Here is a 21,816-nt window from a genome sequence, read left to right on the forward strand (position 1 = left end):
CCGCCCCTCTTTTTCGCGCAGGAGAACACCCCATGGCTGAAGTCCTCGTTTACGTCGACCACGTGGACGGTGCCGTCCGCAAGCCCACCCTCGAGCTGCTCACCCTCGCCCGCCGCATCGGCGAGCCCGTCGCCGTGCACCTCGGTGCCGGTGCCGACGCCGCCGCGCCGGTGCTCGCCGAGTACGGCGCGGTCAAGGTCCTCACGGCCGACGCCCCCGAGTTCGCCGACTACCTCGTCGTGCCGAAGGTGGACGCGCTGGCCGCGGCGTACAAGGCCGTCTCCCCGGCCGCCGTGCTCGTGCCGTCCTCCGCGGAGGGCAAGGAGATCGCGGCCCGTCTCGCGGTCCGCATCGGCTCCGGCATCATCACCGACGCCGTCGACCTGGAGGCCGGTGACGAGGGCCCGGTGGCCACGCAGTCCGTCTTCGCGGCCTCGTACTCCACCAAGTCCCGCGTCACCACGGGCACCCCGGTCATCACCGTGAAGCCCAACTCCGCCGCCCCCGAGGCCGCTCCGGCCGCGGGCACCGTCGAGCAGCTGGCCGTCTCCTTCGGCGAGCTGTCGACCGGCACCAAGGTCGTCTCCCGCACGCCGCGCGAGTCGACCGGCCGCCCCGAGCTGACCGAGGCCGCGATCGTGGTCTCCGGTGGCCGTGGCGTCAACGGCGCCGAGAACTTCCCCCTCATCGAGGCGCTGGCCGACTCGCTCGGCGCGGCCGTCGGTGCTTCGCGTGCCGCCGTCGACGCCGGCTGGTACCCGCACACCAACCAGGTCGGCCAGACCGGCAAGGCGGTCTCCCCGCAGCTGTACATCGCGGCGGGCATCTCCGGCGCGATCCAGCACCGGGCCGGCATGCAGACCTCCAAGACGATCGTCGCCATCAACAAGGACGCCGAGGCCCCGATCTTCGAGCTGGTCGACTACGGCGTGGTCGGCGACCTGTTCGAGGTCGTCCCGCAGCTGACGGACGAGGTCAAGTCCCGCAAGGGCTGACCCCTTCCGCTTCCGGTCCGCTGTCAGTCAGCCGATGAGGTCCCCGTGCGCCCGCGCACGGGGACCTCACGCGTGTTCCCGCCCGCCGGTGACGACCCGGGGGTGTTGACCACCGCCCGGGGCGCCGATAGCTTCCCGCACACGGATAGTTGATTCCGTAAAGCGGAAAGCTGACAGCCGGAGGGTGGGCAATGGGGCACGAGACGGTGGCCACGACGTTCGCGGCCTCGGTGCGCGAGGCCGTCGACGCATCGCTCGCGGAGGCCGACGCGGAACTCGCGCGCCGCTACCCGGGCGATCCGGGCACCCGCCAGCCCGTCCACACCGTCTACGTCCCCGCCGACGCCTTCGCCGCCGGCACCGTCCGCTCCTGGGGCGACCAGGCGCTCGCGGCCCTCGACGAACACGCTCCCGACGCCGCCGCGTTCGCCGCCGTCCTCGGGCTGCCTGACGATCTCGCGGGGGAGGTTTACGAGCGCGTTCGCGACAAACTGTCACGCGAGCCCGTCGAAGACCTGCGGATCGACTTCGAGGACGGCTATGGCCCGCGCCCCGACGCCGAGGAGGACGCCGCGGCCGCCCGTGCGGCGCGGCTCCTGGCCGCGGCTCACGCGGACGGCACGGCCGCCCCCTACGCGGGCATCCGGATGAAGTGCATGGAGGCGGCCGTCCGCGACCGGGGCATCCGCACCCTCGACATCTTCCTCACCGCCCTGATGGCGGCCGGGGGCCTGCCCGACGGGCTCCTCCTCACCCTTCCCAAGGTCAGCTGCCCCGAGCAGGTCACCGCGATGGCCCACCTGGCCGAGGAGTTCGAGAAGGCGCACGGTCTTGACGCGGGGCGGATCGGCTTCGAGATCCAGATCGAGACCACCCAGGCGATCCTGGGGGCCGACGGCCGCGCCACCGTCGCCCGGCTGATCGACGCCGCCCGGGGCCGCGCCACTTCCCTGCACTACGGCACCTTCGACTACAGCGCCGCCTGCCAGGTCGCCGCCGAGCACCAGGCCCCCGACCATCCGGTGGCCGATCACGCGAAGGCCGTCATGCAGGTCGCGGCGGCGGGCACGGGGGTCCGCCTGTCCGACGGCTCGACCAATGTCCTGCCCGTCGGCCCGGCCGAGCGGGTGCACGATGCCTGGCGGCTGCACCACCGCCTTGTACGCCGGTCCCTGGCCCGCGCGTACTACCAGGGCTGGGACATGCACCCCGCTCAGCTGCCGACCCGTTACGCGGCCGTCTACGCCTTCTACCGCGAGGGTCTGGACCGGGCCGCCGCCCGGCTGGTCGCCTACGTCGGCCGGGCCGGTGGCGAGGTGATGGACGAGCCCGCGACGGCCAGGGCGCTCAGCGGCTTTCTGCTGCGCGGCCTGGACTGCGGTGCGCTCGACACGGAGGAGGTCGCCCGGCTGACCGGGTTGACGCGCGCCGATCTCGACACTCTCGCGGGGCGCGTACCGCGGAAGTGAGAGCGGGGGCGCGGGCGGCGGCCGGGGCGGATCAGCCTTCGGCGGGCGGGAGTTCGCCCGAGCCCCGCACGACGAGGCGGGTCGGCAGCTCCACGCGCCGCGGTGGTTCCTCGACTCCGTCCAGCCGTCGGAACAGCCGCTCGGCGGCCGTCCGGCCGAGGCGCACGGCGTCCTGGGCGATCACGGTGAGTCCGGGGGAGAGCAGGTCGGCCAGTTCGAGGTCGTCGAAGCCGACGAGTGCGACGGGACGGGGCCGGCCGGCTATGACGCGGACGACGGTGGCCGTCACCCGGTTGTTCCCGGCGAACAGGGCGGTGACCGGCCGGGGGCCCGCGAGCATCCGGACCGCTTCGGTCCGTACCCGCTCGGGGGCGGTGGGGCCGAGCGACACCCAGGCGTCGTCGGCGGGGAGCCCGGCGGCCGCCATCGCGGCCCGGTAGCCGCGCAGCCGCTCGGTGGCGGTGTGGATGCCCGGCTGGTCGCCGATGAAGCCGATGCGGCGGTGGCCGTGGGCGATGAGGTGGGCGACCCCGTCGCGGGCGCCGCCGAAGCTGTCCGAGAGCACCACGTCGGCGTCTATCAGCCCGGCTGGACGGTCGACGAACACGGTCGCGACGCCCGCCGCGATCTCCGGTTCGAGATACCGGTGGTCATGGCCGGCCGGGATGATGATCAGGCCGTCGACCCTGCGGGCGCAGAGGGCGAGGGCCAGCTCGCGCTCGCGGTCGGGGTCCTCGGCGCTGGAGCCGCTGATGAGCAGCGCGCCATGGGCGCGGGCGACCTCCTCGACGGCGCGGTTGAGCGGTGCGTAGAAGGGGTCGGCGAGGTCCTCCAGGACGAGGCCGATGGAGGCGGTGCGGCCCTTGCGCAGGGTGCGGGCGCCGTCGTTGCGGCGGAAGCCGAGCGCGGTGATCGCGTCCTGGACCCGCCGCTCGGTGTCGGGGGTGACGCCGGGCTCGCCGTTCACGACCCGCGAGACGGTCTTCAGCCCCACCCCGGCGCGGGCCGCCACGTCCTTCATGGTCGGACGGGTGCCGTAACGGGGCTGCGGGCGGCTGGCGGTGTCGGCCACGGTGGCTTGTCCTTCGTCGGGGTCCGCGGTGCGGCGGGTGACGTCGAGCATAGAGCCTGGACAACGTTGTCAACACCGGCGAGACTGACCTTCCACCACCCCCCTTCCGCCCGTGTACCAGGAGAGACAGCCGCCCATGCGCACCGCTTCCGACGACCTCGTCGCCGCCCTCGACATCGGCGGCACCAAGATCGCCGGTGCGCTCGTGGACGGCCGGGGACGGCTGCTCGTGCGTGCGCGGCAGCCGACGCCCGCGACGGAGGACGGTGCGACGGTGATGGGTGCGGTGGCACAGGTGCTCGGCGAGCTCCTGCGGAGCCCGCACTGGCCGCGCGTCCGGGCCGTGGGCATCGGCAGCGCGGGGCCCGTCGACGCCTCCACGGGCACGGTCAGTCCGGTCAATGTGCCCGGCTGGCGTCACTTCCCGCTGGTCGCCGAGGTGGCGGGGCTGGTCGGCGGGCGGCCGGTGGTCCTCGTCGGCGACGGGGTCGCGATGACCGCCGCGGAGCACTGGCAGGGCGCGGCCCGGGGACGGGCCAACGCGCTGTGCATGGTGGTGTCCACCGGCGTGGGTGGTGGCCTGGTCCTGGGGGGCCGACTCCACACCGGTCCCACGGGCAATGCGGGCCACATCGGGCACATCAGTGTCGACTTCGACGGTGACCCGTGCCCGTGCGGTGCCCGCGGCTGCGTCGAACGCATCGCCAGTGGCCCCAACATCGCCCGCCGGGCGCTGGACGCCGGCTGGCGTCCGGGGCCGGACGGTGACCGCAGTGCCGCGGCCGTCGCCGCGGCCGCCGGAGCCGGCGATCCCGTCGCGCTCGCCTCCTTCGCCCGCGCGGCGCAGGCGCTGGCCGCGGGCATCGCCGCGACCGCGACGCTCGTCGAGATCGAGGTCGCCGTCATAGGCGGCGGCGTCGCCGGAGCGGGCGAGGTGCTCTTCGCCCCACTGCGGGAACGCCTGCGCGACTACGCCACGTTGTCCTTCGCGTCCTCGGTGGAGGTGCTCCCCGCCCGGCTCGGTTCGGACGCGGGTCTCGTCGGGGCGGCAGCGGCGGCGGCCGGGCACCTGGATCTGTGGGAGGGGGCGGCGGGGAGCCGGGCCGCCGGGACGGGCCCCACCGCATAGCGCGTGGCGCTGAATTCGGCCGCTGAGGGCCCGGCGCGCGCCATGCCGCTCGCACGCGTTTTCGTGGCAGGGTGTTCCGGGCAACGTCACAGTCCGGGCACTTCGCAGGGGGCTACGGAGAAGGGGGAACTGTGATCGTCTGGCTGAACGGTGCGTTCAGTGGGGGAAAGACCAGCACGGCCAGGGAGCTGATCGAGCTGATCCCGGACAGCACCCTCTTCGACCCCGAGGTCATCGGCGGAGCACTGCAGTATCTGCTCCCGCCGAAGCGGCTGGGCGAGGTCGGCGACTTCCAGGACCTGCCGATCTGGCGGCGGTTGGTCGCGGACACGGCGGCGGCACTGCTCGCGGAGGTCGGCGGGGTGCTGGTGGTGCCCATGACGCTGCTGCGACAGGACTACCGGGACGAGATCTTCGGAGCGCTCGCTTCCCGGCGGATCCGGGTGCGCCATGTGCTGCTGACCGCAGACGAAACGATACTCCGGGCCCGGATAGCGGGCCGCGAGGAGTACAAGGACGACCCGGAGCGCAGCGAGTCCGTCCGCCAGTGGGCCCGGGACCACATCGCCCCCTACCGCGAGGCGCTGTCCTGGCTGGAAGCCGACGCGTTCGCCGTCGACACGGGCGCGCTGACGCCGCGCGAGGTGGCCGAGCGGGTCGCGGAGGCCGTCCGCACCGGAGCCGCGGACACCTGCCCGATCGTCCAGACCCCGCAGCCGAAGGCCGAGACGCTGGCCGCGGGGGTGCTGCTCTTCGACGAGGAGGACCGGGTCCTGCTCGTCGACCCCACCTACAAGCCCGGCTGGGAGTTCCCCGGCGGGGTCGTCGAACCGGGGGAGGCGCCCGCCCGCGCCGGCATGCGCGAGGTCGCCGAGGAGATCGGCATCGAACTCGCCACGGTGCCACGGCTGCTGGTCGTCGACTGGGAGCCGCCGAAACCGCCCGGCTTCGGCGGGCTGCGGTTCCTCTTCGACGGCGGCCGGCTGACCGGGGCCGACGCCCGCCGGCTGCTGCTGCCCGGCGCCGAACTGCGCGGCTGGCGCTTCGTCACCGAGGACGAGGCGGCGTCCCTGCTGCCACCGGTCCGGCTGAGCAGACTGCGCTGGGCGCTGCGCGCCCGCGAGCAGGGACGTCCGCTCAACCTCGAAGCGGGTGTCCCGGTCGGGTGACGGCCCGGCGCTGACGATTGCCCGGTACGGGTGACGGCCGCCGACCGGGCCGCAGGGGCGACTGGCCGGGCCCGTCGCCGCCGACGGGCCCGCGGCCGTCCCGAGGGCACGCGCCGGAACGCCCCGGAAGGACGCCTGAATCCGCGAGGCACACGGCAGTCCGTACGTACCGGGACAGCTGGGAGGACGCCGCCCTCCCGGTGGGGATCAGCGTGCGAATGGCCGCGGCCGGCGCCACCGGACGGGGCAGCGGCCGCGCGCCCGGTGTCCCCGGCGGGAGGCCGTCAGCGCTTGCTGTCGGCGTAGTCGACGAGGAACAGGGCCTCGGCGAGGGAGAGCCGCTCCAGCTCCTGGGGCGAGACGCTCTCGTTGACCGCGTGGATCTGGGCCTCCGGCTCGCTCAGGCCGATCAGCAGGATCTCCGCCTTCGGGTAGAGCGCGGCCAGGGTGTTGCACAGCGGGATCGAGCCGCCCATGCCGGAGGTCTGCATCTCCTCGCCCGGGTACGCGACGCGCATCGCCGCGGCCATCGAGGTGTAGGCCGGGCTGGTGGTGTCGGCGCGGAACGCCTGTCCCTGGCCGACCTGCTCCACCGAGATGCGGGCGCCCCACGGGGCCGCCGACTCCAGATGGGCGCTCAGCAGCCTCGTTGCCTCCGCCGCGTCCGTGCCCGGCGGCACCCGCAGGCTCACCAGGGCCCGCGCCCCGGCGTGCACGGACGGGGTGGCGCCCACGACCGGCGGGCAGTCGATGCCGAGCACCGTGACGGCGGGGCGGGCCCAGATGCGGTCGGCCACGGTGCCGGAACCGATCAGGGAGACACCGTCGAGCACCCTGGCGTCCTTGCGGAACTCCTCCTCCGGGTACTGCAGACCGTCCCAGCTCGCCGCGGCCTCCGTCTCCAGCCCGGCGACCGTCGTGGACCCGTCCGCCGCGCGCAGCGAGTCGAGCACGCGGATCAGCGCGGCCAGCGCGTCGGGCGCGGCTCCGCCGAACTGCCCGGAGTGCAGATTGCCTTCCAGGGTGTCCACCTGGACGCGGACGAGCGTCATACCGCGCAGCGTCGCGGTCACCGTCGGCAGCCCGACGCGGAAGTTCCCGGTGTCACCGATGACGATGGTGTCGGCGGTCAGCAGCTCCGGATGCGCCTGCGCGTACTGCTCCAGGCCCCCGGTGCCCTGCTCCTCCGAGCCCTCGACGATCACCTTCACATGGACCGGCACACCGCCGTTCGCCTTGAGCGCCCGCAGCGCGGTCAGGTGCATGATCAGACCGCCCTTGCAGTCGGCGGCGCCTCGCCCGTACCAGCGCCCGTCCCGCTCGGTCAGCTCGAACGGCGGCGAGACCCACGAGGCCTCGTCCAGCGGCGGCTGCACGTCGTAGTGGGCGTAGAGCAGCACGGTCGGCGCACCGGCCGGGCCGGGAAGGTAACCGTAGACGGACTGGGTGCCGTCCGGGGTGTCGAGCAGGGCGACATCCTCGAAGCCGTCGGCCCGCAGCGCCTCGGCCACCCAGTTCGCGGCCGCCTCGCACTCGCTCCTGGGGAACTGCGCCTCGTCCGCCACGGACTTGAAGGCCACCAGCTCGGCCAGCTCTGTCAGGGCGCGGGGCTGCAGCGAGGCGACGGTCGCCGCGAGCGCGGCCTGGGCCTGCTGGCGGGTCGAGGACGATTCCATGGAACGCTCCTTGTGGGCGCGGCGTTAAGTCCGTACATACGGGCGATGGTGATCCTGATCCTCCCATGTCCTACCGGGCCGCCCCCGGGCCCCTTCCCGCAGCGGGTGGGCCGGGCGGCTGCCCGTAGGATGCGGGCGGTAGCGGTAGCCGGTGATCGAGCGGGAGTAGAACCACAGGTGAGCAGCGACAACGCGGCCCAGGAAGCGGGCCGGGACGTACCCGGGGACGGGGAGCCGGTATGGGACGTCGTGGTGGTGGGAGCGGGCCCCGCCGGAGCCTCGGCCGCCTATGCGGCGGCATCGACGGGCCGAAAGGTCCTGCTTCTGGAGAAGGCCGAACTCCCGCGCTACAAGACGTGCGGCGGTGGCATCATCGGCCCCTCGCGCGACGCGCTTCCCCCCGGCTTCGAACTTCCCCTGCGTGACCGGGTGCACGCCGTCACCTTCTCCCTCAACGGGAAGCTGACGCGCACCCGACGCTCCAAGCGGATGCTCTTCGGCCTCATCAACCGCCCCGAGTTCGACGCCGGTCTCGTCGAGGTCGCCAAGAAGGCGGGCGCCGAGGTACGCACCGGGGTGACCGTCTCGCGGGTCGAGCAGCACGGCTCGGCCGTGCCCGACCGGCGGACCGTCGCCATAGTGCTCGGCGACGGCCGGACCCTTCTGGCGCGCGCCGTCGTCGGCGCCGACGGCAGTGCCGGCCGGATAGGGGCACATGTCGGGGTGAAGCTCGACCAGGTGGATCTGGGCCTGGAGGCCGAGATCCCGGTGCCCGCGACGGTCGCCGAGGACTGGGCGGGCCGGGTGCACCTGGACTGGGGCCCGATCCCCGGCAGTTACGGCTGGGTCTTCCCCAAGGGGGACACCCTGACCGTCGGTGTGATCTCGGCGCGCGGCGAGGGCGCCGGCACCAAGCGCTATCTGGAGGACTTCATCGCGCGGCTCGGCCTCGCGGGCTTCGAGCCGAGCATCTCCTCCGGCCATCTGACGCGCTGCCGGTCCGACGACTCCCCGCTCTCCCGGGGCCGGGTGCTCGTCTGCGGTGACGCGGCGGGACTGCTGGAGCCCTGGACCCGTGAGGGCATCTCCTTCGCCCTGCGCTCGGGGCGCCTGGCGGGGGAGTGGGCCGTCCGGATCGCCGAGGCGCAGGACGCGGTGGACGCCCGCCGCCAGGCCTTGAACTACGCCTTCGCCATCAAGGCCGGACTCGGCGTGGAGATGGGCGTCGGGCGCCGCATGCTCACCCTCTTCGAGCGCCGCCCCGGGCTGATCCACGCGGCGGTCACGGGCTTCCGCCCGGCCTGGCACGCGTTCGCAAGGGTCACCCGCGGTACGACGACACTGGCCGAGATCGTGCGGACGCACCCGGTGGCGCGGCGGGTGCTGTCCGCGATGGACAAGCCGTAGGCCCTTCCGGCGGATCCTCGCGGGCTCCCGGCGCCCGACACCGAGGGCATCCCCCGGCGGCAGCCGGGGGAGCTCGCCGAGTCGGCGGAAGCCGCCCGGGTCCGACCGGTACGAGGGCGACCCTCGCCGTGCCGTGACCGGCGGGTGCCACGGGGTCGCCGCACATCGACGGCCGAGGCTGCTCCCCGGGGAACAGTCTCCGCCGCCCGACTCCCCCTCTTGTCCTGCGAGTCCGGGCTCGTGCGCCCCGGCGGGCTCGCCGGGGAGGGCGGGCTGTCGGCAGGTCCCGGGCCGTGCGGAGCGGGGAGAAGAACCCCATAAGAGGGAGGAGCGTCCCCGCGTCGCCGGTGGTGAGCGGGATGAGCGGGGGCGGTACGGCCGGGCCGAGTTCGAACGGTAGCGTGAACGGCCGACCGGGCGCCGGTCAGAACAGCGCCTCGGGGCCCGCCACTTCCGGCGGGCGTACGGTCGCCGTCGTCTCCGCCCCCGGCGCGGCCGCCGCGAGGGGCCAGCCCGCCAACTGCCGAGTGTCGACCAGCAGCGGTCGCCCGTCCGTCGCGTCGAGGTACAGGTCCGGCCCGGCCACGGCCGTCACCCGGCCCGATATCGTGCGGCCGGGTGAGAGCTCCACGAAGCCGTGACCCGGGCGGAGCCGGTCGAGGTGGAACGCCTCGTCGTGATGGACCGGCGCGAACTCCCGCACGGCCAGTGAGTCGGGCAGCCCGTCGAGCGCACGGGCCCGTTCGTGCAAGGCGGCGAGCTCGGCGGTCCGCGCCGCCTGGGGCGGCAGCGGGTGCCGGGCGGCGCGCTTGGCCGCGTACGGGAAACGGTCCGGGACGTCGAGGGCCGCGCCCAGCACGGCCTCCGCTCGGCGTGCCGCCATCAGCGGACCCCGCCCGAGCAGCGCGTACGACAGCGCGGCCTGCTCCAGCAGCCGGACACCCTCGCGCTCCGCGGCCGTGATGCCGACCTTGATCACTCCCGGTCCGAACCAGGCCAGATAGACGTCGTAGGGGCGCGGGTCGTCCATGGCGGTGTCGGCGGCCACGGAGTGCGAGCGGTCCAGCCGGGCGCACTCCGGGCACTGGGCGGAGACCGCCGTGGCCGGGACCTCCGCACCCAGCGGGCACGCGGTGTGCCGGCCGCCTCTGCGCACCCCGACGCAAGCCCGCCACGACCCCGTCGTGAAGGCCAGCGCCCGCCCCGGGGGCAAGGGCGAGGTGCGGGCGCCGTGCACCGGATGCAACCAGGCCAGCGCCGGCCCGGAGGGGCTCCACCGCACCCCGGCGCACTGCCAGCTGTCACCCGTCGGGCTCACTCGTCCGGTCCTTTCTCACTGTCCTCGCGCGGTCGCTGTCCTTACGCGGTCGCTCCCGTCGCGCGCGACCGCCCGGAGCCCGCGCCCCGTCTCAGCCGATGGCCGAACGCTCCCGCCACAGCCGTGCGAGCGACGCGTCGCCCGTGCACCCCAACGCGTCGAGGGGCAGCCGGTTCCACAGGGCCAGATACAGGTCGGACACCGGCCCCGCCAGCTCGCAGTCCACCGGGCCCTCCGCCGTGCGCTCCGTGCGCGGCGGCCCGTCGGAGAGGTGGACCGTCCATACCGCGCCGGAGTCCGTGGTCCGTACCCGCAGCGTACGAGAGGTGTCCGTGCGCACCCGGCTCCGCTCTCCGCCGTGGAACCCCATGAGCAGCTCCTCCACGCCGTCGGCGGCGAATTCGGCGTCGAGGGCGGAGAAACCTGCGGAGGAGAAACCCGCGGAAGAGGATCCGTCACCGAGCGCGGACTCGGCATCGACGCGGTGCACCGCGGTCTCGTGGGCCTGGCGCCGGATCCAGAAGGCGCGGGGCGAGGGGGCCGGCATGAAGGTCCAGCACTGGAGCCCCGGCTCGGCGGCGGTCAGCGTCTTGACCAGCAGGCGGTGGCCTTCCCGGAACCATGCGAGGAGCTCCGGCCCGTCCGCCTCGGGGGCCGTCGGTATCCCGATCGGCTCGGTGAGCGATTCTCCGACCATCCGCGCCGCCCACCGGTGCACGGCTCCGGTGTGGGTCACCAGATCGCGCACCCGCCACTCCGGACAGGTCGGCACGGAGGCGTCGAGTCCGGCCCGCGCGGCGGCTTCCGCGAGCAGTTGTCCGTCTCGGTCGAGAGTGGCGAGAAGATCAGAAGTATCCATGCCCCGAAGTGTGGCAGTCGCCACTGACAACGCGGCTGAATGCACGATGACTTCGGAACCCGGCCCCCGCTCGTAGCGGCGCGTGACGCGCGGCCGGGCGGAGGCCGCCGGGGGCGCGACGGCGACCGGCGCGGCGTCGTGGCCGGCCGGAGGCGGGTACTGTTCCCGGAATTGACCGATCCCGTTTTGTTCAACGTCGGCACAAAGTCAGAATAGGCATGTGACCCAGACTCGGACTACACGCCTGGAGCGGGGCCGGAGCGCCCTCGGCCCCGCCTTGGCGCTCGTACACACCGGCCGCGCCCCCACCCGTGCCGTGCTCACTGCTGAACTCGGTGTGACCCGCGCGACCGCCGGCGCCGTGGCCGCCGAGCTCGAGGCGCTCGGGCTGATCCAGGTCGACGCGCGCCCCGCAGCGCCCGCCGGCTCCCAGGGGCGCCCCTCGCACCGGCTCGCCATCGACCCCAACGGCCCCGTCGTCCTCGCCGCGCAGATCCACGCCGACGGATTCCGGGCCGCCCTCGTCGGACTCGGCGGCCGGATGGTCGCGACCGCGCCCGGCTGCATGACGGTGCCCGCCGACCCGGCCCACATCATCGACGCCGTCGTGGAGGCCGGTGCGGGCCTGCTGCGCGAGACCGGCCGTCGCTGTCTCGGCGCGGGCCTCGCCGTGCCCTCCGCCGTGGCCGAGCCGGACGGGACGGCCCTGAACCCGCTGCACTTGTCCTGGCCCGCGGGAGCGCCGGTCCGCGCGCTCTTCGCCGAAGCCCTCGCCAAGTCGGGCGTCCACGGCCCGGACGGCAGCCCCGTCGGCGGGGTGGCCGGCAATGACGTCAACCTCGCCGCCCTCGCCGAACACCGGCACGGCGCCGGCCGAGGTGCCCAGCACCTGCTGTGCGTCGCTACCGGCCATCGCGGTGTCGGCGGCGCGCTCGTCCTCGACGGCCGGCTGCACACCGGCAGCTCCGGGCTCGCCCTGGAGGTCGGTCACCTCACCGTCAACCCCGCGGGGGTGCCCTGTCACTGCGGCAGCCGTGGCTGCCTGGACGTCGAGACCGATCCGCTCGCCTTCCTCACCGCGGCCGGCCGTGATCCGGGGCCGGAGGTCTCCCTCCTGCAGCAGTCCCGCGACCTGCTCCGTTCGGAGTACGGGGACCCCACAGTCCGCGCCGCCGCCGATCTGATCGCGGGCCGGCTGGGTCTTGGCCTCGCCGGCCTGGTCAACATTCTCAACCCGGACCGGGTCGTCCTGGGCGGACTCCACCGCGAGCTGCTGGACGCCGATCCGGAGCGGCTGCGGGCCGTCGTCGCCGACCGCAGCCTCTGGGGCCGCAGCGGCAGCGTGCCGATCCTGGCTGCGAGCCTCGACCACAACAGCCTCATCGGGGCTGCCGAGGCGGCCTGGCAGCCGGTCCTGGACGACCCCTTGGCCGCACTCGGCTGACCCCGCGCCCCGTCCGCCCCGCGCGGCCGACGGACAGCCGACGGACGGCCGACGGACGGACGACCCCCGGCAGCGCGACGACGAGGCCGGGCGGCGACCGGCACGAGCGTCACCACTCACCGTCCTGCGCCGTACCCCGTCGCAGTGACAGGCCCGTCCGGACGCGTACCGGCGGCACCGGTCCGCCCCGGAGCGACGTTTCGCACCGGTGGCGCCCCGGGCGGTCAGCCGAGGACGGCGGAGCGGGCCGGGGTGGGCTCGCGCAGCACAGCCGGCCGCCGGGGCAGACGGGATCCGCCGAAGAGGGGGTTCTTCTCCAGCGCCGACAGTTCGAGGACGGACTGGTCGAAGACGGCGGCGGATTCCGAGGCCTTTACCAGCCGAGGAGGGGCAGCGGGGGCGCACGGGGGCACGGGGAGCGTAAACCAGACGACTTTCCCGCCGTCGAGACGCTCCTCGACGCCCCAGCTCGCGCTGACGGCGGCGACGAGGGCCAGACCGCGCCCGTGGGTGCTGGCGGCGTCGGGTTCGAGAACGCGCGGCAGGCGCGGATCGTGGTCCCGCACCGAGACCGTGAGCCGGTCCACCATGAGGTCGATCTCGACGGTGCAGCGTTTGTCGGGTTCCGCGTGTTGATGCACGTTGGTCAGGAGCTCGGTGACGCCGAGCGCCGCGGGATCGATGAGAGGGTCGAGATGCCAGTAGCGCAGTTGCGCAGATACGATTCTGCGGACCTGTCCTATGCGCGGGGGGAGAGCGTGGAGCTCTACGGTGCAGTGCTTGTTCATTCGGCTGATCACGGCTGCGACTCCCTGAAGAAGTAGGGCTAGCCTGATGCAGATACGCGTCTCGATACGCGTCTGTTCCGGTCCAGCGACGGTGGCTGCTCGAGCCGGCCGGCGGATACAGGATCAGTGCGTAACCGCCGATGAACCCTCAGTGAAGCTGGTACGAGTCCAGGGTCGACTCCTGCGGCCGAATGTGCAACTCCTGTACCTTCAGCCCCTTGCGCCGCCGCCGTGCGCGGAACGCACCGCGTCGAGGAAACGGCGGACGGCGGCTGCTCCCGAGTCCCGGGCGGCGGGGTCGCGCTGGCCCAGGGTGAGCAGATAGCGGGTCCCGTTCACCGTGGCCAGGGCCCGGTCCCCGGCGGCGAACCACGGCTTGCTGGCGTGGACCGAATCGACGGGCGCACTGTCGATCTCCCGGCCGTAGCTGGTCAGCAGTTCGAACCTGCCGTCCTTGATCTTCACCTGGCCGGCCCGGGTGAGCGAGCGCAGGAAACGCTCGATCCGCACCCCTGTCGCGTTGAACTCCGGTTCCGCCACGACGCACCGCCTTCCCGGCCGAATGGTCTTCTCTGGTGCGCAGTCTGCCCGCGAGGCGGCTCCGGCACCAGTGCCCATTTATGATCGAAACGTCCGAGTGCTCCGCATCGGCCCGATGGACATCGTGAGGAGCGGCGTGAACAGCACATCGAACACGGGGGCGACGAGCGCGGGGGACAGACCGGAGGGACGGGCGCCGACGGGCGCCGCCGTCCCGACCCTCGACGTGGACCGCAGCGACCCGCCCTACCGCGCCTGGCTCAAGGAGGCGGTCCGCAAGGTCCAGGCCGACGCGAACCGCTCCGCGGACACCCATCTGCTCCGGTTCCCGCTGCCGGACGAGTGGGGCATCGACCTCTACCTGAAGGACGAGTCCACCCATCCGACGGGAAGTCTCAAGCACCGGCTCGCCCGCTCGCTGTTCCTCTACGGGCTGTGCAACGGCTGGGTCCGCCCCGAAGCCCCCGTCGTCGAGGCGTCCAGCGGCTCCACGGCCGTCTCCGAGGCGTACTTCGCCAGACTCGTCGGCGTGCCGTTCATCGCCGTCATGCCGCGCACGACCAGCCGGGAGAAGTGCCGGCTCATCGAGTTCCACGGCGGGCGGTGCCACTTCGTGGACGACCCGCGGACGATGTACGAGGAGGCGGCCGCCCTCGCCGCGCGGTCCGGGGGCCACTACATGGACCAGTTCACCTACGCCGAGCGGGCCACGGACTGGCGCGGCAACAACAACATCGCCGAATCGATCCACCATCAGCTCCGCCGCGAACGCCACCCGGAGCCCGCCTGGATCGTCGCCACCGCCGGTACGGGCGGCACCTCGGCGACCATCGCCCGCTATGTGCGCTACATGCAGCAGGACACCCGGGTCTGCGTCGCCGACCCCGAGAACTCCTGCTTCTTCGACGGCTGGCGCAACCGCGACCCGGCCGCGAGCAGCGAGCGGAGCTCGCGCATCGAGGGCATCGGGCGGCCGCGGATGGAACCGAGCTTCGTCACGGGCGCGATCGACCGCATGATGAAGGTCCCGGACGCGGCGAGCGTAGCGGCCGTCCGCGCCCTGGAGGAGGCGATCGGCCGCAAGGCGGGCGGCTCCACCGGCACCGGTCTGTGGGCCGCGCTCAAGATCGTCGCGGAGATGGCCGGCCAGGGGCGCGCGGGCAGCGTCGTCACCCTCATCTGCGACCCGGGCGACCGCTACCTCGACAAGTACTACTCCGACGCCTGGCTCGCCGAGCAGGGCCTGGACATCACCCCCTACACCATGGCGATCAGCCGCTTCCTGGCGACCGGCCGGTGGCCGGCCTGACCCGGGATCACCCCGCACGCCCCCGGGCGTCCGCCAGCCGCCGGTCCAGTGACCGCACCGCCCCGCGGAACGCGTGCCCCACCCCCGGCCGCGCCGGACCGAGCACCAGCCGCACCGGCGCCGAGGCGTCCACGGCCAACGTCCACCGGACGATCGTGCCGGTTTCGGCGGGGATCAGCAGCCAGTCCTCCACGAGGGCGCGCAGCCCGGGAGCGTTCGTCTCATCGACCCGGTAGGCGTACCGCGTCACGGGCTCCGCCGCCATCACCGTCTCGGTGAAACGGCACCCGCCCCACAGCCGCACCTCCCGGCCCGCCCGGCCCTCCCGTTCCACCGGCCTCGCCCAGGTCACCGCGCGGAACCACCGCGGCCACGCCTCCACGTCGTCGGCCAGCGCGCGATAGACCTCCCCGGGCGCCGCGGCCGCGTGGGCGGCGCACACCAGTCGCAGTGGTGCGGTCTCGGTGAAGTCCAGCCCCACAGGGCGGAGTCCGTGCGCCATCGCAATGCACCTCCGGCGGGGGGCGGCTGATCGAGCGGCGCCGTACACCCTAGTCCGCGTGCCAGGGGATGTCTGCGGCCGTGCTGCGGTGCCGCCGGGCTCCCGAGCTCGCCGAGCTCGCCGACGAGGGGGCGGCCATCGGCCCGGAACGGGCGGGACGGGGCGTGCGGTGCCGCCGGAGCCCTCAGCCGCCGATGACCTCGCCGGAGGGGCCCGCGACCACCAGCTCCGGCAGCCGTTCGGATATCTCGCCGCGTGCCGGAGCCGGCAGCCCCGCGTCCGTCACCAACGCGTCGACCTCCTCGAGGGCAGCGAAGGAACTCAGACCCACCGTGCCCCACTTGGTGTGGTCCGCGAGGACCACGACCCGCCGGGCGGACCGCACGAAGTGCCGGTTGGTCTCGGACTCCGCGAGATTGGGCGTCGACAGACCCGCTTTCGCGGATATCCCGTGCACTCCGATGAACAGCACATCGAAGTGCAGCGAGCGGATGGCAGCGTCCGCCACCGGGCCCACCAGCGTGTCCGAGGGTGTCCGCACCCCGCCCGTCAGCACCACCGTCGCCGCGCCCGGACGGGCCGCCGGGCCGACGGCCGTCATCGACCGCTGGGCGCTGTGGAAGACATCGGCGACCCGCACCGAGTTGGTCACCACCGTCAGATCCGGGACCTCGACCAACTGCTGCGCCAGCGCGAACACCGTCGTCCCACCGGCCAGGGCTATCGCACTGCCCGGCGCGGCCATCCTCGCCGCCGCCCGCGCGATGTCCTCCTTGGCGCTCAGCTCCAGAGTCGACTTCGCCTCGAAGCCGGGCTCGTGCGTGGTCGCCTCCGCGACCGGCACCGCGCCGCCGTGCACCTTCTCCACGGCACCCTGCCGGGCCAGCGCGTCCAGATCACGACGGACCGTCATGTCCGAGACGTTGAGCTTGCGCGTCAGCTCATTGACCCGCACACCGCCACGCCGCCTGACCTCGTCGAGGATCAGGGCGCGCCGCTGTTCCGCCAGGAGATTCTGATTGTCGCCCACCCGGCCCGTCCTTTCGATCCAGCCGCCGCCGACTGTGGCGCACATCCTCCCACGCGTATACGACACCGACAGGTTCGCTGCGCTCGATCACGATTGCGCTTCGCTCGTCGCGGACGAGGTGTCTTCCGCGCCCACCGGGACAATCCTTGGAGCGTGACACCACACCGGGATCGGGGGACACGGTGGCATCGACCGAACAACCGGACGCGAGGGAACAACAGACGGGCGGCCCGCTCGGCCGGACCGCCGGGGCGGACGGCCCCGACGCGGCGGTCACGCGCGAGCCCGCGGCAGAAACCATGGACCCACGTGCGACCGAGGCCGAGGCCGATCCCTGCGCGAACGCGCGGCTCGCGCTGGAGCTCCTCGTGCACGGCGTCGGCGGCGCCACCGCGCAGGGCATGCTCACCGACCCCCGCACCGACCGCGTCGCGGGCGACGACATCGCCGGCATCCACCGCCGCGTCGACGACCGCGACGCGGAGGACCGGCCGCACGACTACCGTGACCAGCCGGTCCGCGAGGCGTACGTCTGGTCCAACCTCACCTCCGGGAACGGCACCCGCGCCCTGTGGCTGCTGCTCCTGCCCTTCATGGTCGTCAACCTCGCGCACTGGATGCGGCCCACGACACGGGACCGCGGCAGGACCGTGCGGGCGTACGGCGTGCTGGTGCGCCTGATCGCGCTCAGTCTCACCGTGCTGCTCACCGCCGCCGTCTGCGAGGTCGCCCTCGATCTGACGGCGTGGCAGTGCGCGGGCACCCGCGCGTGCTCGGAGCGGAAGTCCTGGCTCGGCTTCATGGCGGCCGGGCACGGCGGCTGGTGGAGCGAGCCGGGCCGCCGGCTCGCGCTCGCCGCCGTCGTCCCCACCGCCCTGATGGCGACGCTGTGGCTGCTCTCCCACCGCACCTGGAGCGCGTACGAGTCCCAGCAGCCCACCGGCCGCACCGTCGTCGAGGGCGACCAGCGGGCCACCGGCCGCCCCGCCCTGTGCCTGCCGGGCTTCTGGTACGGGCGGCGGATCGTGGCCCGGCTGCGCGCCGCCCACACCGCGGCCGGGTTCCTGACCATCGCCGCCGTCCTCTGCCAGGCCTCCGGCCGCTACGACCGCCGCCCCGGCGGCAGCGCCGCGCTGGACACCGCGGGCTGGGCGCTCGACGCGGCGCTGGCCGCCGCCGCCGGGTTCGTGGTCCTCGTCGTCTGCCGCCGGGGGCGCAGCGAGCACAGTGCCGACCACACCCGCGACCGCTTCACCACACGGGCGCTGCCCGGCAGCGCCCTCGCCCTGCTGCTGCTCGCCGCCCTGCACACGGCGTGGAGCCGGCCCGGCTGGACGTCCGACGGCATGCTCTCCGGTAACAGGACCTTCGGCCTGATCGCCCTCACCCAGGGCGCCCTCGTCGTCCTGCTGTCGCTCGCCGCCCTGCGCCTGCACCGCGCCGCCCCCGTCGAGCGGACCCCGCTGCGCGGCCTCGCCGGTCCCGCCGTCGCGATGCTCGCCTGCGCGCTCGGTGGCGTCATGGCCGGCGGCGCGGCCCAGCGCATCGCCGACTGGCTCGACGGCGACGCGACCCCCGGCATGGGGGAGGGGCCGATGCCGGGGCCGCCGGTGGTGCTCTCCTGGCAGGCGTCCGTCATCCCGGTGCTGCTCGCCGTGCTGCTCGTGCTGCTGCTCCACTTCGCCGCGCAGACCCTCGTGGTGCGCCGGCGACTGCTCCGCACCGTCCCCGACGGCTACCCCGGCGAGCGCCCCGACAACGCCCGTACGCGCACCATCGCGGGCGTCATCGCCCGCGCGGGACTCACCGACTCCGCACCCTGGGTGATCGGCGCGGTCTCCGCGCTGACCCTCCTGCTCGGCGGCTGCGCCGTGGCCGGGGCCTGGCTCACCCGCGATGTGCCCGGCCAGGCCGCCGAGGGCAGCCCCGGGGTCGTCGAGGACGGGGCACAGGCCGTGCAGGCCCTCGGCTCGTGGTTCGTGGGGGTCGGCTTCGTCCTGCTGCTCACCTGGGGCCGGCGCGCCTACCGCGACCCCGCCGCCCGGCGCACCATCGGCATCCTCTGGGACGTCGGGACGTTCTGGCCGCGCGCCGCCCACCCCTTCGCGCCCCCGTGCTACGCGGAGCGCGCCGTCCCCGACCTCACCTGGCGCATGCAGAGCTGGACCGAGCGCACCGGAGGGCGGCTCGTCATCTCCGGGCATTCCCAGGGCAGCGTCCTCGCGGCCGCCGCCGTCTGGCAACTCGACCCCGAAACCCGCCGGTGCGTCGCGCTGCTCACCTACGGCTCACCCATCGAGCGGCTGTACGGGCGCTGGTTCCCGGCGTACTTCGGCCCCGCCCAACTCACCGCGCTGCACGGCGAAATACACTGCTGGCGCAATCTGTGGCGGCTCACCGACCCCATCGGCGGCCCGATCCGGCTCCCGGAGGGCACGGGCACCGAGGTCGACTGCGGCCCCCTCAAGGACCCCCTGGCCTACGGGCGCACGGTCGAACACCCGCTGCCCGCGCCGATCCTCGGACACTCCGACTATCAGACGGACCCCGCCTTCACCCAGGAACGCACCATGCTGCTGGCCCGGCTGGCGATGTGGATGCCGGCCCAGCCCCCTCAGGGCAGCTCGGGCAGATCCTCCGGGTAGAGCAGGGTGAGGTCGTCGGTGCTCGGGTCGCGCAGCTGCGCGACCCGGCCCGCGTGCCGTTCGACCATCGCCTCGAAGGTCTGCCGGGCGGTACGGCCGTTGCCGAACGCCGGTCCCTTCGGGATGGCCGTGAAGTACGTGAGCAGCGCCTCGGCGGCACCCTCGCCGATGCGGTACTCGTGCTCCTCCGCCTGCTGCTCCACGATCCGCAGCAGTTCCTCGGGCGCGTAGTCCCCGAAGGTGATGGTCCGTGAGAAGCGCGAGGCCACCCCGGGGTTGACCGTCAGGAAGCGCTCCATCTCGGCGGTGTACCCGGCGACGATCACCACGACCGCCTCCCGGTGGTCCTCCATCAGCTTCACCAGGGTGTCGATGGCCTCACGGCCGAAGTCCCGGCCCGAGTCCTCCGGCGACAGCGCGTACGCCTCGTCGATGAACAGCACCCCGCCGCGTGCCCGGTCGAAGGCCTCCTGGGTGCGGATGGCGGTCGAGCCGATGTGCTCGCCGACCAGGTCCACCCGCGACACCTCCACCAGATGGCCGCGCTCCAGGACACCCAGGGAGGCGAGGATCTCGCCGTACAGGCGGGCCACCGTGGTCTTGCCGGTACCGGGGGAGCCGGTGAAGACCAGATGCCGGCGGACGGAGGCGGCCTTCAGCCCCGCCTCCTGACGGCGGCGACCGACCTCGATCATGTCGGTGAGCGCGCGGACCTCCCGCTTGACGCTCTCCAGTCCCACCAGCGCGTCGAGTTCGCCGAGCACGGTCGTGGAGCCGCGGACGGGCTCGGAGCCGGCACCCACGGGCCCGGGCTCCTCGGAGGAGCGCTGCGCCGGCACCGCCACCCGCGGCGCCGCCGGGCGGACGGCCGGGACGGTGGCCGCCGCCCCCGGTACCGTCCCCGGTACCGCCCGCGAGACCCCCGCCAGCAGGGCCGCGCTCTCGTCGCTCGTGCAGCCCTCGCTGACCGGGCCGTCCTCGGCGAACTGGTACCCACCACGCGCGCACCGCTCCGTGCGGCACCGGGCCAGGGTCGTACGGCAACCGTCGATGACGTGGAAGCCGTAGCCGGCGCTGTCCGTCACCCGGCAGTCGTCGAACGTGCCCCGGCCGCCCGCCGACACATAGAACCCCGCCTCCACGGGGGAACTCACCGTGCAGTCACGGACGGTGGGGTCGGCGCCCTTGGTGACGATGACACCGGTCGCCGTCGCGTCGAAGGTGCAGCCCGTCAGCGTGCCGCCACTGCCGTGGTCACGGAACCACGCGCCGGTCGCCGCCTCGCGGACGCGGCAGTCCTCCAGGTGCGCCGTCGCCCCGTCGCGCACCGAGACGGCGGTGTTGCGGACCTGGGAGAGGTCGCTGTCGACGACGTCGACCCGCGAGCCGCGGTCCAGGACGAACAGCGCGTCCGGGACCTCGCGCACCCGGCAGGAGCCCAGCGAGGCGGTGGCCCCGTCGCTCACCCACACGGCCGGATAGTCGCCCGTGCTGTCGCGGATCTCGCAGTCCTCCGCCTCCGCCCGCGTGCCCGGATCCCACACCGACAGGCCGTTGCGTCCGAACCGGCGCACTGTCGAGCGCGTCAGCGTCAGCACCGACCGCGAGCGCAGATCGACCCCGTTCTCCGGGACGTCGTGGATGTCGCAGCGGTCGAGGGCGAGCACGGCGTCGGTGTCGAGGACCACGCCGTCGCCGGACGTGCGGTGCACCCGGCAGCCGGTGAGCCGGCCGGCCGCGCACGCCGCCACCTGCACCCCGGCCCCCCTGATCTCGTACACCTCGCAGTCGACCGCGTCCAGGGTGCTGCCCTCGCCGGTCAGCGACAGGCCCGCGCCCGAGGTGTGATGGACCCGGCAGCGCTCCAGCCGCGGATGACCGCCGCCGTGCACGGCGACCCCCGACTGCCCCGCGGCCACCACCTCGCAGTCCTCGAACACACCGCCCGCGCCGTCCAGGACGCTGATGCCCACCCCGCCCGGGTTGTCGACCGCGCAGCGCCGCACGGTCGGCCGGGAGCCCGTGCCGCGCACCTCGATGCCCACCGCGGAACGGGTCGTGATCCGCAGGTCGGACAGGTCCGGCGCCCCGTCCTCGACGAGGAGGGCGGGCGCGGCCGAGTCCTGGCCCTCGATCTGCAGATCGATCACCGTCGCGGAGGCCCGGACGGTCAGGGCGATGCCCTCGGCGGGGGCGATCCGCACCGGCCCGACGGCTCCCTCGGCGCCGCGCAGCGTCACGTCCCGCGCGACGACCACGTTCTCCCGATAGGTGCCCGGCGCGATGAACAGCACGTCACCGTCGGCGGCGGCCTCCAGCGCCGAGGCGAGACAGTCGTACTCTCCCGCACGCCGCCGCCACCGCGCCGTGCCGGTGTGTGTGACCTGGACCGACCCCTGTGCCATGGCGCTGCCGTGCCCCCACCTCGTACGTCACGTGCGTTCCCCCGGGACGGATGCGTACC

17 protein-coding genes are annotated in these 21,816 nt (G+C 73.9%); 8 read left to right on the forward strand and 9 right to left on the reverse strand.

All coding sequences use genetic code 11. The features are described 5' to 3' along the window. The first annotated feature begins 32 nt into the window (after positions 1-32). On the forward strand, positions 33-995 hold the full coding sequence (locus tag JO379_RS29835; RefSeq protein WP_130881084.1) for an electron transfer flavoprotein subunit alpha/FixB family protein: 963 nt from the start codon (positions 33-35) through the stop codon (positions 993-995). 191 nt (positions 996-1,186) lie between these two features. Continuing rightward, positions 1,187-2,464, forward strand: coding sequence for a DUF6986 family protein (locus tag JO379_RS29840; RefSeq protein WP_209517842.1), 1,278 nt, complete (start codon positions 1,187-1,189; stop codon positions 2,462-2,464). Positions 2,465-2,495: 31 nt separating this feature from the next. Here JO379_RS29840 and JO379_RS29845 read toward each other — a convergent pair whose 3' ends face one another. Next, complete coding sequence (locus tag JO379_RS29845; RefSeq protein ID WP_242626453.1) at positions 2,496-3,485, reverse strand: LacI family DNA-binding transcriptional regulator; 990 nt, start codon at positions 3,483-3,485, stop codon at positions 2,496-2,498. A gap of 187 nt (positions 3,486-3,672) precedes the next feature. Here JO379_RS29845 and JO379_RS29850 point away from each other — a divergent pair, with 187 nt between their 5' ends. Next, a complete protein-coding gene (locus JO379_RS29850) occupies positions 3,673-4,665 on the forward strand; it encodes an ROK family protein (protein WP_130881081.1) in 993 nt (330 codons plus the stop codon). 131 nt (positions 4,666-4,796) lie between these two features. After that, positions 4,797-5,834: an NUDIX hydrolase gene (locus tag JO379_RS29855; protein ID WP_130881080.1), complete on the forward strand. Its 1,038-nt coding sequence runs from the start codon at positions 4,797-4,799 to the stop codon at positions 5,832-5,834. A gap of 284 nt (positions 5,835-6,118) precedes the next feature. Here JO379_RS29855 and JO379_RS29860 read toward each other — a convergent pair whose 3' ends face one another. Then, positions 6,119-7,510, reverse strand: coding sequence for a dipeptidase (locus JO379_RS29860; RefSeq protein ID WP_209517844.1), 1,392 nt, complete (start codon positions 7,508-7,510; stop codon positions 6,119-6,121). 177 nt (positions 7,511-7,687) lie between these two features. Here JO379_RS29860 and JO379_RS29865 point away from each other — a divergent pair, with 177 nt between their 5' ends. After that, complete coding sequence (locus tag JO379_RS29865) at positions 7,688-8,917, forward strand: geranylgeranyl reductase family protein (RefSeq protein WP_130881078.1); 1,230 nt, start codon at positions 7,688-7,690, stop codon at positions 8,915-8,917. A gap of 424 nt (positions 8,918-9,341) precedes the next feature. Here the strand turns inward: JO379_RS29865 and JO379_RS29870 are convergent, their stop codons facing one another. Beyond that, positions 9,342-10,235 (reverse strand): DUF2797 domain-containing protein, encoded by an 894-nt coding sequence (locus JO379_RS29870; protein WP_209517847.1) that lies wholly within the window; start codon positions 10,233-10,235, stop codon positions 9,342-9,344. A gap of 91 nt (positions 10,236-10,326) precedes the next feature. Then, positions 10,327-11,094, reverse strand: a complete 768-nt coding sequence (locus JO379_RS29875) for a maleylpyruvate isomerase family mycothiol-dependent enzyme (RefSeq protein WP_209517849.1) — start codon at positions 11,092-11,094, stop codon at positions 10,327-10,329. A 220-nt stretch (positions 11,095-11,314) separates the two neighbouring features. On the opposite strand from JO379_RS29875, the gene JO379_RS29880 reads away from it, so the two are divergent. After that, the gene (locus tag JO379_RS29880; protein WP_130881075.1) at positions 11,315-12,538 is read left to right on the forward strand and encodes an ROK family protein; all 1,224 of its coding nucleotides are present in this window, start codon (positions 11,315-11,317) and stop codon (positions 12,536-12,538) included. A 224-nt stretch (positions 12,539-12,762) separates the two neighbouring features. Here JO379_RS29880 and JO379_RS29885 read toward each other — a convergent pair whose 3' ends face one another. Continuing rightward, entirely contained in the window at positions 12,763-13,338 is a 576-nt protein-coding gene (locus JO379_RS29885; protein WP_130881074.1) for an ATP-binding protein, read from the reverse strand. Positions 13,339-13,536: 198 nt separating this feature from the next. Continuing rightward, positions 13,537-13,866: a hypothetical protein gene (locus JO379_RS29890; protein WP_209517851.1), complete on the reverse strand. Its 330-nt coding sequence runs from the start codon at positions 13,864-13,866 to the stop codon at positions 13,537-13,539. A gap of 226 nt (positions 13,867-14,092) precedes the next feature. Between JO379_RS29890 and cds1 the strand changes: the two genes are divergently transcribed. Then, positions 14,093-15,175, forward strand: a complete 1,083-nt coding sequence (gene cds1, locus JO379_RS29895; protein ID WP_242626452.1) for an L-cysteine desulfhydrase Cds1 — start codon at positions 14,093-14,095, stop codon at positions 15,173-15,175. A 7-nt stretch (positions 15,176-15,182) separates the two neighbouring features. Here the strand turns inward: cds1 and JO379_RS29900 are convergent, their stop codons facing one another. Both JO379_RS29900 and JO379_RS29905 read right to left on the reverse strand, forming a co-directional pair. Next, a complete protein-coding gene (locus tag JO379_RS29900; protein WP_209517853.1) occupies positions 15,183-15,677 on the reverse strand; it encodes an SRPBCC family protein in 495 nt (164 codons plus the stop codon). Positions 15,678-15,861: 184 nt separating this feature from the next. Further along, positions 15,862-16,707 carry a DeoR/GlpR family DNA-binding transcription regulator gene (locus tag JO379_RS29905; RefSeq protein WP_130881070.1) on the reverse strand — a complete coding sequence of 282 codons (846 nt, stop codon included), beginning with the start codon at positions 16,705-16,707 and terminating at the stop codon, positions 15,862-15,864. 299 nt (positions 16,708-17,006) lie between these two features. Between JO379_RS29905 and JO379_RS29910 the strand changes: the two genes are divergently transcribed. Continuing rightward, positions 17,007-19,352: a hypothetical protein gene (locus JO379_RS29910; RefSeq protein ID WP_130881069.1), complete on the forward strand. Its 2,346-nt coding sequence runs from the start codon at positions 17,007-17,009 to the stop codon at positions 19,350-19,352. Here JO379_RS29910 and JO379_RS29915 read toward each other — a convergent pair. Continuing rightward, positions 19,322-21,757, reverse strand: a complete 2,436-nt coding sequence (locus JO379_RS29915; protein WP_209517855.1) for a right-handed parallel beta-helix repeat-containing protein — start codon at positions 21,755-21,757, stop codon at positions 19,322-19,324. The genes JO379_RS29910 and JO379_RS29915 overlap by 31 nt on opposite strands. Between the last annotated feature and the right edge of the window lie 59 nt (positions 21,758-21,816).

This window comes from Streptomyces syringium (genome assembly GCF_017876625.1).
GTDB lineage: Bacteria > Actinomycetota > Actinomycetes > Streptomycetales > Streptomycetaceae > Streptomyces > Streptomyces syringius.